The organism is Kribbella steppae (assembly GCF_004342025.1).
Classification (GTDB): Bacteria; Actinomycetota; Actinomycetes; order Propionibacteriales; family Kribbellaceae; genus Kribbella; species Kribbella steppae.
This window is the reverse complement of the sequence record NZ_SLWN01000013.1, coordinates 167,643-182,044: the sequence shown is the minus strand read 5'-3', so window position 1 is coordinate 182,044 and position 14,402 is coordinate 167,643. Positions and strand designations below refer to the sequence as shown.

At 69.1% G+C, this 14,402-nt stretch carries 11 protein-coding genes and 2 pseudogenes; 3 read left to right on the top strand and 10 right to left on the bottom strand.

The window, feature by feature from the left end; all coding sequences use genetic code 11:
- Nucleotides 1–58 precede the first annotated feature (58 nt).
- On the bottom strand, nt 59–931 hold the full coding sequence (gene nadC / locus EV652_RS33145; protein WP_132213225.1) for a carboxylating nicotinate-nucleotide diphosphorylase: 873 nt from the start codon (nt 929–931) through the stop codon (nt 59–61).
- A gap of 159 nt (nt 932–1,090) precedes the next feature.
- Here nadC and EV652_RS33140 point away from each other — a divergent pair, with 159 nt between their 5' ends.
- Together EV652_RS33140 and hrpB are read left to right on the top strand one after the other, a co-directional pair.
- Nucleotides 1,091–1,741, top strand: coding sequence for an NUDIX hydrolase (locus EV652_RS33140; RefSeq protein WP_199238536.1), 651 nt, complete (start codon nt 1,091–1,093; stop codon nt 1,739–1,741).
- 153 nt (nt 1,742–1,894) lie between these two features.
- Nucleotides 1,895–4,447: an ATP-dependent helicase HrpB gene (gene hrpB / locus EV652_RS33135; RefSeq protein WP_132213223.1), complete on the top strand. Its 2,553-nt coding sequence runs from the start codon at nt 1,895–1,897 to the stop codon at nt 4,445–4,447.
- A gap of 424 nt (nt 4,448–4,871) precedes the next feature.
- On the opposite strand, the gene EV652_RS44820 is transcribed toward hrpB, so the two are convergent.
- The 7 genes and pseudogenes from EV652_RS44820 to EV652_RS33110 form a co-directional block, all read right to left on the bottom strand.
- Nucleotides 4,872–5,327 (bottom strand): DUF6069 family protein, encoded by a 456-nt coding sequence (locus EV652_RS44820; RefSeq protein WP_199238535.1) that lies wholly within the window; start codon nt 5,325–5,327, stop codon nt 4,872–4,874.
- A 298-nt stretch (nt 5,328–5,625) separates the two neighbouring features.
- Nucleotides 5,626–6,639 (bottom strand): RNA polymerase subunit sigma-70, encoded by a 1,014-nt coding sequence (locus EV652_RS33125; RefSeq protein WP_132213222.1) that lies wholly within the window; start codon nt 6,637–6,639, stop codon nt 5,626–5,628.
- 67 nt (nt 6,640–6,706) lie between these two features.
- Nucleotides 6,707–6,945, bottom strand: a pseudogene (locus tag EV652_RS45515) (hypothetical protein); the annotation flags it as partial.
- Nucleotides 6,946–6,960: 15 nt separating this feature from the next.
- Nucleotides 6,961–8,016 carry a molybdopterin-dependent oxidoreductase gene (locus EV652_RS33120; RefSeq protein ID WP_132213221.1) on the bottom strand — a complete coding sequence of 352 codons (1,056 nt, stop codon included), beginning with the start codon at nt 8,014–8,016 and terminating at the stop codon, nt 6,961–6,963.
- Nucleotides 8,017–8,039: 23 nt separating this feature from the next.
- Nucleotides 8,040–8,234, bottom strand: coding sequence for a response regulator transcription factor (locus EV652_RS33115; RefSeq protein ID WP_305000227.1), 195 nt, complete (start codon nt 8,232–8,234; stop codon nt 8,040–8,042).
- 29 nt (nt 8,235–8,263) lie between these two features.
- Nucleotides 8,264–8,389, bottom strand: coding sequence for a hypothetical protein (locus tag EV652_RS45895; RefSeq protein ID WP_255512657.1), 126 nt, complete (start codon nt 8,387–8,389; stop codon nt 8,264–8,266).
- A 74-nt stretch (nt 8,390–8,463) separates the two neighbouring features.
- Nucleotides 8,464–9,255, bottom strand: a complete 792-nt coding sequence (locus EV652_RS33110; RefSeq protein ID WP_132213219.1) for an SDR family NAD(P)-dependent oxidoreductase — start codon at nt 9,253–9,255, stop codon at nt 8,464–8,466.
- Nucleotides 9,256–9,424: 169 nt separating this feature from the next.
- On the opposite strand from EV652_RS33110, the gene EV652_RS33105 reads away from it, so the two are divergent.
- Nucleotides 9,425–10,429, top strand: coding sequence for a sigma-70 family RNA polymerase sigma factor (locus tag EV652_RS33105; protein ID WP_132213218.1), 1,005 nt, complete (start codon nt 9,425–9,427; stop codon nt 10,427–10,429).
- A gap of 68 nt (nt 10,430–10,497) precedes the next feature.
- Here the strand turns inward: EV652_RS33105 and EV652_RS44255 are convergent, their stop codons facing one another.
- Nucleotides 10,498–10,665 (bottom strand): hypothetical protein, encoded by a 168-nt coding sequence (locus tag EV652_RS44255; RefSeq protein ID WP_158441358.1) that lies wholly within the window; start codon nt 10,663–10,665, stop codon nt 10,498–10,500.
- Nucleotides 10,665–14,089, bottom strand: a pseudogene (locus EV652_RS33100) (NAD-glutamate dehydrogenase domain-containing protein). The gene EV652_RS44255 and the pseudogene EV652_RS33100 overlap by 1 nt, the downstream one beginning before the upstream one ends.
- Nucleotides 14,090–14,402: the final 313 nt, after the last annotated feature.

The following is a 14,402-nucleotide window of genomic DNA, read 5'->3' as shown; positions in this document are numbered from 1 at the left end:
ATTTTCGCTTCATAGGCGATAACTGGGGATGACGACGCCGCCGGCGCCGTGCCGGAGCTCAGTTGAGTTCGTGGTCGCGAGTGACGAGCAGGCTGATGTCGAGTGCGGCAGGGGAGTGGGTGAGGGCGCCGACCGAGACGGCATCGACACCGGTGGCGGCGACGTCGGCGACGGTGTCCAAGGTGATCGTGCCGGAGGCCTCGAGTTGGGATGTCGACCCGGAGGTGTTGCGCCGCTCGACGACCGTGGCCATCTCCTCGGCGGACATGTTGTCCAGCAGGATCCACTCGACCTGGCAGTCGAGCGCTTCGCAGGCTTCCTCCGCAGTGGTGACTTCGACCTCGATCGCCATACCTCTGCCTTCCGCGGTCATGCCGTCTCGGACCCGGCGAACGGCCGCCAGGACGCCGCCGGCCGCAGCGAGATGGTTCTCCTTGAGCAGCACCATGGCGGCCAGGTCGAGCCTGTGGTTCGTTCCACCGCCGCAACTCACGGCGTACTTGTCCATGGCCCGGAGACCGGGCGCGGTCTTGCGGGTGTCGAGCAGCCGGACCGGGCGCGCTCCGATCGCAGCTACGAAGGCCGACGTGAGGGTTGCGATGCCCGACATCCGCTGGACGAAGTTCAGCGCCACCCGCTCGCCGGTGATGATCGAGTGCGCCGCACCACTGATCCACGCCAGCGGCTGTCCGGGGAGAACCGAATCGCCATCGGCAACAGCCGGCCGCACCGTGACGGTGGGATCGATGGCGGCGTAGACGCCTTGTACAGCAGGCAGACCGCCTACGCGTCCCGGCTGCTTGGCGATCATCGTTGCCTCGACTTGTAGCGCCGCTGGGACGCTCCACCGTGTGGTGACGTCGTCTGCCGACTGATCCTCGGCCAGTGCGGCCAGCACCGCGGTCCGGACCGTCTCCGTCGTCAGTTGCATGGGTTGTTCCGACCTTCTGTCTGTGGTGCTGATCTGCGTGGATCGCAACCATTCGGATGTTTTCGCCTGATAGTCGATAACTACACGCACGCTACCATCGTCGTCGTGCCCGCAGCCAAGAAAGGTGATCCGGTTAACTTCCCCAGTTATCCGCACGAAGTGCTCGCCGTGGTCCTGTCCGTCCGCGACGGCAGGTTGTGCGTCCTGCTCTGGAAACGCGCACGGAGTCCGCACCGTGGCCGCTGGGCTCTTCCCGGCGGCGGGGTCGAGCCTGTAGAGCGGCTCCGGGAGGCCATCACCGGGCACCTCGCGACGAAGGTCGACGTCCGCGACGTCGCGCACCTGGAACAGTTGGCCACCCACAGTGCGATCGATCGTGATCCGCGGGCCCGCGTGCTGGCAACGGGCTATCTCGGCCTGGTTCCGTCCGACGTACGGCCGGAGCTTCCGTCCGACACGCTCTGGCACCCGATCGACGACCTGCCGCGGACCGCGTTCGACCATCACTACTTCATCGATGCCGCGGTCGGGCGTCTGCGCGCGAAACTGTCGTACACGAACATCGGGTTCGCGCTGGCTCCCTTGGAGTTCACCATTGCCGAGCTGCGTGACCTGTTCGGCGCCGCACTGGGCTATGAGCTCGGCGCCACCAACCTCACCCGCGTCCTGACCCGGCGGCACGTGATCGACCCGACCGAGCGGCGAGCCAGCCCCGGCCAGAGCGGCGGCCGTCCCGCGACCGTCTACACGTTCGTGGCCCGCGAGCTGACCGTCACGGACCCGTTCGCAGTACTCCGCCCACCACGCTGACCAGCTGCGGTCACTCGTCGGCGATCGGATGCGACGAGCGAGTCGCCCAGCGGCGTTCGCCAGTACAGGACCTCTCGGCAGAATGGGTTGTTCATGGGGCTGTGGACCGGGTTGTCGAGGGGGTCTGCGGTGGTGGTCGGTTAGCGTCGGGGCGTGTTGCTGCCTGAATTGTCGGTGCCGGGGGCGGATCTGCCTGTCCGGGCCGTTCTGCCTGCCACGGTCGATGCGGTGCGTTCGCGCGGTACTGCGGTGTTGGTTGCGCCGCCTGGATCGGGGAAGACCTCGCTGTTGCCGCTTGCGCTGGGCGACGCGCTCGGGGGCACGATCATCGTCGCCGAGCCGCGAAGGATGGCAACCCGCGCGGCTGCGACCCGGCTGGCGATGCTGGTCGGCGAACCGCTCGGGCAGCGGATCGGCTACGCGATGCGCGGTGAACGCAGCGGCGGCAAAGGACTCCGTGTCGAGGTGGTGACGACAGGGCTCCTTGTACGGCGTCTGCAGCAGAACCCGGAGCTGCCGGGGGTCGCCGCGATTGTGATCGACGAGTGCCACGAGCGGCACCTCGATGCCGATCTACTGCTCGCGTTCTGCGTCGACATCCGGGCGAATCTTCGGGAAGACCTGGCGATCGTTGCGACCTCGGCCACGGCGGACACCACCAGGCTGAGTCGCGCATTGGGCTTGGACGCGCCGGCGCCCGTGATCACGGCGTCTGCTGCGCTGTTCGACGTGGCGATCGAGTGGGCCCCACCACCGGTCCCCGTGCCGCTGCTTCCCGGTGGGCGGGTCGACCCGCGCCTACTGGATCACGTCGCGGCCGTCGTCCAGCGTGCACTGACCGAGAACGACGGCGACATCCTCGTGTTCGTCCCGGGGGAAGCCGAGATCAACGGTGTGACTCGCCGGTTGGCCGGTCATAATGTCCTGCCGTTGTTCGGTCGCCAGTCCAGGGCTGAACAGGATCGCGCGTTGGCGTCGGCCGCCACTCGTCGGATCGTGGTCACGACGTCGGTCGCGGAGAGTTCGCTGACTGTGCCCGGGGTCAGGGTTGTGGTCGACTCGGGTCTTGCCCGGGAGCCGCGGACCGATCAATCCCGTGGCCTCGGTGCGTTGGTTACTTGCCGGGTTTCGAGATCGTCGGCCGACCAGCGAGCGGGTCGCGCCGGGCGGGAGGCGCCTGGCCGGGTCTATCGGTGCTGGTCTGCCACCGACCACTCGCATCTCGACGATCACGCGGCGCCGGAGATCGCGATCGCCGATCTGGCGGCCTTCGCCCTCGACCTCGCGGCGTGGGGTGCGCCTGCTGGTGACGGTCTGACCTTGCTCGAGGCGCCGCCGGTGGTGGCGATGACCGCGGCCACCGACTTGCTGCGCCGCCTCGATGCCCTTGACGAGGGCGGCCGGATCACCGAGCGGGGACGGCGGATGGCGGCGATCGGGGCGCATCCTCGGTTGGCTCGTGCGTTGCTGGACGGGACGCCGCGGGTCGGCGCCGACCGGGCACTCGAGGTCGTCGCGATGCTTTCGGACGACTCCGGCCGCGACTTCGGCGATGATCTACCGGCCCGCTGGCGAGCCCTCCGCCGGGGCGAGGACCGCGGAGCCACGGCCCGCTGGCGAGAAGAAACAAAGCGTCTCGGCCGAGGCACGATGACCGGCGACCCGTTGGGTGGAGCTGGAGTGCGGCCGGCGGTCGGTGGGCCGGCTGGTCGGGGGACGCGCGCAGTACCGGATGATCTTGCGGTGGGGGTTGTGGTGGGACTGGCGTATCCGGATCGGATTGCGCGGGTCCGGGGGGTCGACTCGGCGACGTACCAGATGTCTGGTGGTACAGGTGCTGCGCTGGATCCGCAATCGCCGTTGCGGACCACGACATGGCTGGCGATCGCGGTTGCTGACCGGGCACCCGGTCGCGCCGACGCCAGGATCCGTTCCGCGGCGCCGATCGATGAGCAGACCGCGCGAGACATCGCAGGCGACCTCGTCTCGACCACCGACCAGATCCGCTGGGAAGACGGCCGGATCGTGACGCGGCGCGTCGAGGCACTCGGCGCGATCGTGCTCAACGACGTCCCGCTGGCAAAGCCCGACCGGCTGCTCGTCCAAGCGGCCGTCCGCGACGGCATCCGGCGCAGCGGTCTGTCCGTACTGAGCTGGTCGGAGGCCGCTCTCGCCTTGCGAGAGCGGCTCGCGTTCTGCCACGCCCACCTCGGAGCCCCGTGGCCTGCGGTCGACGACGAGACACTCCTGGCCGATCTCGACGAATGGCTGGGTACCGAACTCGCCTCGGTGCGAGGCTCGCGCGATCTTGCCCACATCGACGTGGCTTCGGCGCTCCGGCGACTACTGCCATGGCCCGCAGCAACCCGGTTCGGCGAACTCGCACCGGAACGGCTCCGGGTCCCATCGGGTTCCGAGGTGCGACTCGCGTACAACGGTGCCGAGCCCCCGGTCCTCGCCGTGAAGCTGCAGGAGGTATTCGGCTGGACTGCCACTCCAGCCGTCGCGGACGGTCGTGTCCCAGTCGTTCTCCACCTACTGTCGCCCGCACGGCGCCCGGTCGCGATCACGAGCGACCTCGCCTCTTTCTGGAAGCAGGGCTATCCCCAGGTCCGAGCCGACCTGCGAGCCCGCTACCCCCGCCATCCGTGGCCGGAAGATCCACTCACTGCCATCCCGACCAAGCGACTAAAACCTCGCCAGTGACCGAGCTGCCCTGGCAGTGTGTACGTACTGTCCGCGCCGTTCCGGCGTTGTTGCGCGGTCGCACTCTCGGCTCTCAGTGTGGCGGCACCAGGAGCAGCGGTGGGTGCGACGCTCTGGCGCGGCTTGAGCCTGACGTCGATCCGAGAGAGGGTCAGATCCCGGCTCAATCCGCCGCTCAGGGAGCCGTGTCCACGTGGGCGGCGCGCGACGGCGGGGTCGGCCAGGGTGAACGCGACCGGCCTACCCGGTGCGCTCCAACCGAAGCGGATGGCGCTTGGTCTTCGTCCCGCAAGGTGCCCTGTGCCTATTCGCACACGCGACTCAGCTTTCGAATTGACCAAGAAAGGAACCTGGAATCGAGGGTGGCAGGGGCCACGTCAGTGTGCTCGCGCACTGCGCCGCGCGTTGTCCCGTTGCGGGATCGTCAATCGTTCCGGGTGCGGAGGCTCCGGGCCAGGATGGGGATCATCACCGTCGCAGCGACGACGTGTAGCCCGAGGAGGGCGGCGGTGGTGGCGGTGTTTGCCCCGGCGAGGAGGGGCGGGACCAACGAGATCGCGGTCAGCGACACTGCCGTCCACACGAATCGCTTGGCGGGGCGAGCGCTCCAACGAAGAAGAGCGACGGCAATGAGGAGGCCCACGACCGAGAAGAAGCCGGTCACCACGGCGAACCCGGACAACGGGATCGTCTCGCCACCATCGGGGACCTCGAAGTCGACGCCAACGGCCTGGGCAAGCGCAGCGGCGAGGGTGGTGGCCGCCATCGCTGCGAGCGTGGCAATGACGCCGGTGCCGGCGAGCCCGCGGAGTTGGTGGGTGTGGCTGGTCTGGCCCGATGCCGGGCCTGCGACGACCCCGGTGTCATCCATGGTGTTCATGTCGTTCCTCCATCATTCGGTAACTGGCGTACGGGGTGTGTTGACTGGCATATGACGGTCCTGGCGCTGGGGGTGACGATGCGCACCCTCGCCGTGCGACGGCCAGGGTTCCGCAGAGCGCGGACGCCGGTGCCGCGGAGCCAGAACCCGGCGTCGCGTCGGAGGACCGGCCCGGGCTCGCCGTCGCGCAGCTCCAGCTGCACCCGCCCGCGGGTGACGACGCCGAACGCGTCGCACCACTCCGCCGCGACCACCGCGACACCCGCGCCACCGCGCAGCGCGAGCGTCCACACCGGGACTACTCCGTGCCGTCCGCCGGCAGGCGCCCCGGCAGCCCGAGTCGCGGGAACTGGTCGTCGTGGAACGTGACGATCTCGGTGATCGCCTCTCCGGTGACGCGCAGGACGTCGATCGTCAGCGGCAGGTACGCGCCCTCCCGCTCCCGCCAGAGGTAGAAGGCGACGGCGGGCTGCCGGTTCACGGAGGTGAGGACGGCGCGCAGGTGCTTCATGTCCTCGAAGCGGCTCTCGACCCAGTCGTTCACCACCGCGTCGCGGCCGACGTACAGGCCAGGCGTGGGCGGCATCGAGCAGCGGACGTCGTCCCGCAGCAGTGCGGCGAGCCCGTCGACGTCCGTGGCCACGCTGGCGTCGGCATAGCGGCGCACCAGCTCGCGCGTCCCGGCGTCCTCCTCGCCGCCGGTCCAGTCCTGCCGCTCGGCGGGCAGGTGCACCCGCATGCCGGCGCGGGCACGCTGCAGCGCGCTGTTCACGGAGTTGACGGAGTCCCCGAGGAGCTCCGCGACGTCCTTCGCCGGCCAGCCGAGCACGTCCCGCAGGATCAGCACGGCCCGCGGGCGCGGCGCGAGGTGCTGGACTGCGACCAGGTACGCCAGCTCGATCGTCTCCCGCGCGACGGCGACGGTCTCCGGCTCGTCCGCGTCGCCCGCGGGCAGCTCGTCGAGCAGCCGGTCCGGGTAGGGCTGCAGCCACAGCACCTCGCCGCCGGTCGCGGGCTCCGGGCGGCACTTGGCGAGCAGGTCCAGGCAGGCGTTGGTGGCGATCCGGTACAGCCAGGCCCGGAACGTCGATCGCCCCTCGAAGGTCTCCCGCCGCCGCCAGGCACGCAGGAACGTCTCCTGCACGGTGTCCTCGGCGTCCTCGAACGACCCGAGCATCCGGTAGCAGTGCACGTGCAGCTCCCGCCGGTGCCGCTCCGCCAGCCCCGAGAACGCCCGCTCGTCTACCTCGCCCAGACCGCTCACGCCCAGACCGCTCACGCCCAGCTCCTCCAGCCACGTGTCCGCACTCATCACGTCATCCTTCCGTCTCGTCGTGTCCCGTCGTAGGTATGACGGGTGCGGGCGCGACAACTCATCACTAGGGTCGGTCGGCATGGCTGAGCGTTTCCTCCTTGGTCGGTCGGATTTCGACGTGGTGGAGAACGAGGACGGCCTGCACCATTGCGGTCGTCCGGGAGGGGGACGCAGCGCAGCTTGGTCAGAATTTCCAGGTCTTGAGGGTGGCGACGGGGCGTACCCGCCGCGGAAGCGGATCCGGGCGTGGGCCCTGTTCACGGCCTTCTGCCGGCGCGACAGCTTCGGCCGGTAGCGGTGACGGGTCACTCGACCGAGTCACTGCAACGGGAAGGGTGGCTGCCACCACCACGGCCGGGTATCGACGACCACGTGGTCCAGCCATTTGACCCACCAGAAGCCTCGCCGACCCTGCGCGACGAGCCGTGCGGGCGCACCATGCCCGATCGAGAGCGGTCGGTCGGCGACATGTGTCGCGACGAGCAGGTGTGGTAAGTCCCGCAACGGCAGGCGCCGCGCGTACCCGGTGACGGAGACTGCGACGACGCTGCGTGCGTCCGGCGGGAGCGATGCCGGCAGTAGCCGGTCGAGCCGCACCCCGCGCCAGTGCTGGTCGGCATACCAACCGCCCGTGCAATCGAGCACCGCCTCCATCTCGTCGGTGGCCATCGCCAGCAACGCGTCAGGGTCGAGCTCGGCCACCTGTCGACCCGCCACCTCGACCCGCAGCCGCCATGTGGCCCGGTCGATCTCCGGCACAGCGTCCAGTGCCCACTGGGTGACGGGCATCGCCCGCGGGCGATGCGAGCCGACCTCGTGCGAGCCGGTCGCTCTGCGGTCTTGCCCTGGTAAGGAGAGGCCCCGGGCGACACCTTCAACGGCGAGATAGGCCGCAGCCGCACCCCCGCCGAGACCGAGCGCGCGGAGCAGGGTGCGCCGGGACAGGTCCGTGCGCCGCGGCCGCTGCGGGTGCCGGAACACGTGCACGGCGGCGAACGGCACCGCGAGCACCGCGGCGCCGACGTGCGCCTGCATCGGGGTCAGTCCCGCGTAGGTCCGGAAGCCGCCGAGGACGTGTACGACGCCCGCGAGGACCGATACGGCGACGAGAATTCCGAGGGCGACGCCGTCAGCCGCGCGCCAGGAAGCTGACCGGAACGCCTTGCTCCGCCGCACGATCAGCGACTTCCACGGGACGAGCAGCACCAGCACGAGGCCCGCTGCGCCGTGCAGCACCGTGACGACCCTCCCGGGCGTGGTGGTGCCCGTGCCGAACGCGACCCAGCCGGTCGCGAACGCGAGAAAGAGCAGCACCAGCAGGGCAACGTTGGTACGGCGCCCGGCACGTCGGCGGACCCCACCTTCCCGGCCCATACCTCAAGTGTGCAGTGTGAGAGCTAGCCGGCGTGGACCAGTCCGGACTCGTAGGCGAAGACGACCGCATAGGCGCGGTCACGGGCGGCGGTCTTGACGACGACATGCCCGATGTGGGTTCGCACGGTGGCTTCTGCGAGGTGCAGGGTTCGGGCTATGTCGGCGTTGGACAGGCCGCGGGCTACCTGGATGAGGACCTCGCGCTCGCGAGCGGACAGGCAGTCCAGGCGGTCGGCCGACGGCTCGGTCAGGGTTCGTCGCCATCCGCTACCTCGACACGTTCGTCAAGCAGGACGGAACGTGGCTGTTCGCCGAGCGTCGCCTGATGGTCGACTGGACCGATATTCACGATCGCGACATCGAGCACGACCATGAACTGCGCCGCGCAGGATAGGAGGAGAACGATTCCTTTGCTCGTGTGTGTCCTCGTGACCACAACGGTCTCCGTCAGTCGTCCAGGCTGCCCATGGTCAGATTGACCGTGGTTCCGGTCATCCCGCCCGCCTTGTCGGATGCCATGAAGACCGCCACGTTCGCCATCTCCTCCAGCGTCATCAGCCGTCGCGGATGTGTTCTGGCTGCGAGCGACTCCTGCCACTGCTCCCAGGTCATGCCCGATGCCTTCGCGCGAGGCTCGTAGGCGTCCTTGATCGTGCGTGTCTCTGGCATGCCCTGCGGTCGCAGACCAACCACGCGAATGCCGTGTGGTGCAAGCTCGGCGGACAGTTGACGAGTGAGTGCCTCCTTGGCGGCCTGTGCCGGACCGTAGCCTCCGACCAGGGGGACGCCCGTCCGCGAGTGGAGCGCGGTGACGGTCATGACCACCCCGGAGCCGTTCGGAATCATGCGCCGGGCCGCCAGTCGTGCGGTCAGGAAGTACGACGTGAGGTACGTCGTGACCGCCAGGGAGAAGCGCTCGGCGTCCAGCTCGGCCAACGGCGCACCCACGATCCGCGCGTTCGGGATTCCGACTGCGTTGAACGAGATGTCGACACGGCCCGCCGTGTCGATCACCGACTGCAGATGTGTCTCCACGGCCTGCTCGTCGAGTGCGTCAACCTCCGCCGCCTGCGCGGATCCGCCGGCGGAAACGATGTCCTTGGCAACTGTTTCGACCGCTGCCAGGTCGCGCCCGGTGAGATAGAGGTTGGCCCCCTCGTGCGCGAACGCGCGTGCCACCGCACCTCCGATCCCGCCGCCGGCCCCGTAGATCACCGCAACCTTGTCCTTCAGCATCATCTCTGGTTCCTTTCGCCAAACCATCGGACGGCCGGGTCTTCCGAGCCGTCGATGATGCAGACACCTCGACGCCGCAAACTGGGCGCCCCTCCAGCGCCCAGTTCGCTGCTTTGCCGGTGTCTGTACAGGATGGAAGTACGACGAGAGGCGCGAGGAGAAGGTGAGCGCGGTGACAGCCGAACTGATCTCGAGGGCGCGGGCCGGGGACGGCGACGCGTTCCGGGAGTTGACCGAGCCGTACCGCCGCGAGCTGCAGGTGCATTGCTACCGGATGCTCGGCTCCATCCAGGACGCCGAGGACATCCTCCAAGAGACGCTGCTGGCCGCCTGGCAAGCCTTCGGAGCGTTCGAGGGCCGCTCCTCGGTCCGCACCTGGCTGTACCGGATCGCCACCAACCGGTGCCTGAACGCGCGTCGCTCCGCCGGCCGGCGACCCGCCAAGGAGTGGAACGTGCCCACAGTTGAACCGCCCGAGCCGACCCGGCTCGGCGAGATCGTCTGGCTGGAGCCACTCCCCGACGCCCTGCTCGAGGGTGCGACCGCCGTGCCGCTCGGCCCCGAGGCCCGCTACGAGCAGACCGAGTCCATCTCCCTCGCCTTCGTGACTGCCCTTCAGGTTCTGCCGCCCCGCCAAGTCGCCGTGCTGATCCTGCGCGACGTGCTCGGATTCCACGCGAGCGAGGTGGCCGAGATGCTGGACTCGACCGTCGAATCCGTCACCAGCGCCCTCAAACGGGCGCGCGCCGGTCTGCGGCGTTCCTGGCCGGCGGCCGACCAGGAACCGCCGCCCGGCTCCGACTCGCCGGCCGAGGATGTGCTGGTGGCGCGGTTCGTCAGCGCCTGGGAGTCCGCCGATCTGGACGCGCTGGTGGCCCTTCTCACCGACGACGTCTTCGTCTCGATGCCACCGATGCCCTTCGAGTACGAGGGCCGAGACGCCGCCGAGCGCTTCTGCGCCAGTATCTTCCGCTCGGGCCGCCGCTTCGACCTCGTCCGGACGCGAGCTAACGGTCAGCCCGCGTTCGGAGCGTACCTGCGCGCGCCGAGCGGCATTCGCCATGGGACCGGCCTCTACGTCCTTACCCTCAGCGGCGACTCGATCTGCGCCATGACCCACTTCGACAAGAGCGTGCTCCCTTGGTTCGGGCTACCACGATCACTCCCGAACCAATAGCAATCCGCCGGTGCAGTCATACCGAAGGCCCGGACCATATGGTCCGGGCCCCTCAACATTGACTCCGGTCATGACCGGGCGATCGCGTCCGGCATCGGGTGCACCTCGAAGGTGGCGAGCCCGGAGCCGACCGCCGGGTCCTTGGCCCCAAGGGCGTGGACCTCGTCCGCCTCGCGGGCCGTGACCACGGCGAGCCCCCAGACCGGTGTGCTGAGGACCTGATGCCAGGGTGGCATCAGGTGAGGCGGGCTCCGACTCCGGGGTCTGCGCCTTGGAGACTGCGCAGGCCCTCGAGGGCTACGGCGAGCATGGGGACGTCGACATCGGCTGCTGCGCGGAGGTGCTGCAGGGTGTGCTCGAAGAGCGCAAGCCTGCGCCCGCGGGGATGGAGCCAGGTGGCAATTGCTTCGTGAGGTGACGAGGCGGTGCCGACTTCGTGGAGGATGGCGAGTGCGATGCGCTGCTGTTCGGCGACCAGGTCGTCGCCGTACGCACCCTGGCCAGGATCGACCAGTGGTCGTCGGTGGGTCGCTCGGTGGCCTGGTCACGCAGCCAGTCGACTTGGAGCTGTTCTCCTACCAGCGCGAAGATGCCGGTCAGGAACGTCAGGTCGGCGCCGCTGGCCTCCGCGGCTTCCACCACGCCCAGGGTCAGGGTGAGTGGCTTGAGAAGGCAGACCACTCGGGCGAGTTCCTGCGGCGCGCCCTCATTGGTCACCAGGTCGGCGACGCGGGCATCGAGTCGCTGCCGAGCGTGCGGCGGCATCAGCTCGTCGAGGCAGCCGCTCAGCTTGTCGATACCGGGTCGCAGCCGGGCCACCTCGATCGCCGGGTCCACGGCGTGCCCGTGCCGCATGAACCAGCGGGCGGCGCTTTCGACGATATGCCTGGTCTCGCCCAGGAGCCGGGTCTGCAGCTGGGCGTGCCGGACGACGTCGAGGCGGTCGATCTCCGTCCAGACAGCCGGAAGAGCGAACACGTCACGTGCGGCGACGTACGCCACGACGAGGTCCTCCCGGTCCCGGCCGGTGAGCTCCTGCACTCCTAGCAGCGCCCCGGAGCCCATCCGGTTGAACACCTCGTTGGCGAGCACGCTGCAGGCGATCTCGCGGTGCAGGGGATGGCGGGGGAGGAGCTCGTTGAACTCGGCGCGCAACGCCGGCGGCAGGTATCGCGCGAGGGCGGCGGAGCCGATGTACGCGTCGTCCGGTACGCCCGACTCGAGGAGGAAGTGGGTAGCCACGTCCTTGCTGACTGCGAGTAGCACCGCGATCTCAGGGCGGGTCAGCCCGAGGCCGCCGGCCTGCCGCTGCGCGATTGCCTCTTCATCCGGCAGTGACTCGAGCGCGCGCTCGAGGACGCCCAGGTCCTCGGCGTGCCGGATCATCTCCACTTGCTTGTCCAGCCACGCGGCGCCCAGCGCGTGGCTGACGCTGATCGCCCTGGCTTGCGCGGCGTTGTTCGCCAGTACCTGCTCGACGATTTGTGGAGCAACGTGCCGGAGCAGTTCGTCGCGCCGGGAGCGGGACAGCCGCCTGCCCTTGACCGCCGCGTCGAGCAAGATCTTCAGGTTGACCTCGCGGTCGGAGATGTCCACCCCGGCGGAGTTGTCGATGAAGTCGGTGTTGATGAGTCCACCCGCCAGGGCGTACTCCACCCGGCCGCGCTGGGTCACGCCGAGATTGCCACCCTCTGCCACCACCCGAACCTGCACCTCGGACGCGTCCACACGGACGGCGTCGTTGGCACGGTCGCCGACGTCGGCGTGCGACTCCGTCGAGGCCTTGACGTAGGTGCCGACGCCGCCGTTGAACAACAGGTCGGCCCGGGCCCGCAGCACCGCCCGGATCAGCTCGTCGGCGGGGAGTTGCTCTGCTTCCACGTCCAGGAGGGCGCGCGCCTGTGGTGACAGCGGCACTGACTTCGCCGTCCGCGAGAACACCCCACCACCTGAGGAGATCAGCTCGGGTTCGTAGTCGGCCCACGAGGTTCCGGGTAGCCGGAAGAGTCGCTGCCGTTCGGCGTACGACGCCACCGGGTCGGGATCAGGGTCGAGGAACACATGCCGATGGTCGAACGCCGCGACCAGCCGGATCCGGTCCGAGAGCAGCATGCCGTTGCCGAAGACATCTCCGGACATGTCGCCGATACCGACCACGGTGATCTGGTCCTTCGCCGGGTCCAGCCCGAGCTCGCCGAAGTGCCGTCGTAGCGACTCCCAGACGCCTCGGGCCGTGACGCCGAGAGCCTTGTGGTCGTAGCCGGTGGCACCGCCGGAGGCGAACGCGTCGCCCAGCCAGAAGCCGTACTCCTGGGCGATCTCGTTGGCGAGGTCCGACATCGTCGCGGTGCCCTTGTCCGCGGCCACCACCAGGTACGCGTCCGCATCATCGCGGCACCGCACCCGCGGCGGCTGGGCTACCGTCCCATCGACGCGGTTGTCGGTGACGTCGAGCAGCCCACGGACGAAGGTCTTGTACGCCGTTCGCACCTCCTGCCGCATCGTCTCGGCATCCGTGGCGGCAGGCGGCCGCTTCACGACGAACGCGCCCTTCGCGCCGTGCGGAACGATCACCGCGTTCTTCACCCGCTGCGCCTTCATCAGGCCGAGCACCTCGGTGCGGTAGTCCTCCGTCCGGTCAGACCAGCGCAGGCCACCTCGCGCCACCTTGGCGGTGCGCAGGTGCAGCCCCTCCATTCGCGCGGAGTAGACGAAGGTCTCCGTCATCGGCCGGGGGACGGGCAGGAACGGCAAACGTGTCGAGTCCAGCTTGAGCACGATGTACTTCTTGTGAGCGCCGTCTGTGTCGGACTGGTAATAGTTGGTGCGGACCACAGCGCAGACCAGCTCGAGGAATGCGCGCAGCAACCGGTCCTCCGAGATGTTCTCCACCGGTGCGAGCGCCGTCTCCACCTCGGCCAACGCCTCTTCCTCGCGGGTGCTGCCGATGTACGCCGGATCCAGCCGCGCATGGAAGAGCGCCACCAGCAGCCCGGTCACCCGCCTGTGCATCAAGAGCGTCCGCTCGACATAGGCCTGACCGAAGGTGAGGCCTGCCTGCCGAAGGTAGGCGAAGCAAGCCCGTAGCACACTCACCTCACGCCATGACAGGCCTGCTCGCAGTACCAGCTGGTTGAACGCATCGTTCTCCGCATCTCCCGACCACACCGCCCGGAAGGCGTCAGCCACTTCGTTGCCGATGGCAGGGTCGGCTGTCAGTACCGCCACATCACGCGGCAGCAGCGCGAACTCCTCGGCGCGGACCGATGCCCGGCCGGCCGGACGCACCTCGTATGCCTCATGCCCGGCGATCCGCAAGGCCAAGTTCTCCAGGACCGGGAACACGTCCGCCAACAGTGCCGGCGCCGGGCTGGGCCACAAGAGCAGAAACCGGGTGCCGTCGTCCAGATCCAGGTCTAGCTGCCCGTCGGCCGGGCGGTCAGGCACCACCAGACGCAACAGCGGTCCGGTGCCGCCGGCGTACTCCTCCAGCGCCGTCACCCAGGCGCCAGCGACTGCCGGCGGATGTGTGACGTGGAACCCGGCAGGGAACGCCTGGGCGTATCGGCCCGACGTCATCATGGCGCGCGCCTCTCCGAGGCGCCTGGTCAGTGCCTCCTGGAGCCCGGCCTGCCACCTCCGGAGTGAACCGGTGGCCATGCGCTCATCGTAGGCCTGGAGAACCGACACTCCCACTGTGCGGACTCCGCGCGGTGGAGAGCAGCTGACGAAGACCCCGGCGCCCACTCGACCAGCTTGGCGTGATGCCCTGACCCGCGCAGTGTTTTCGGCGGATCGCGGCCCGGCCATGCCGGGAGCGTACGGCGTGGTCGTGGGGGATCCGGCGTGCATGCGCCGACGTAGCGCCGCGGATGCGTCGTCGGAAGGGGAATGAGTCGTTGTCGCGTTGCCGTCTGGCGCAAGGGCGGGCGCAACGTCTTGACCTCGGGTGCGTGTCGCCGGAGCGTGGCGA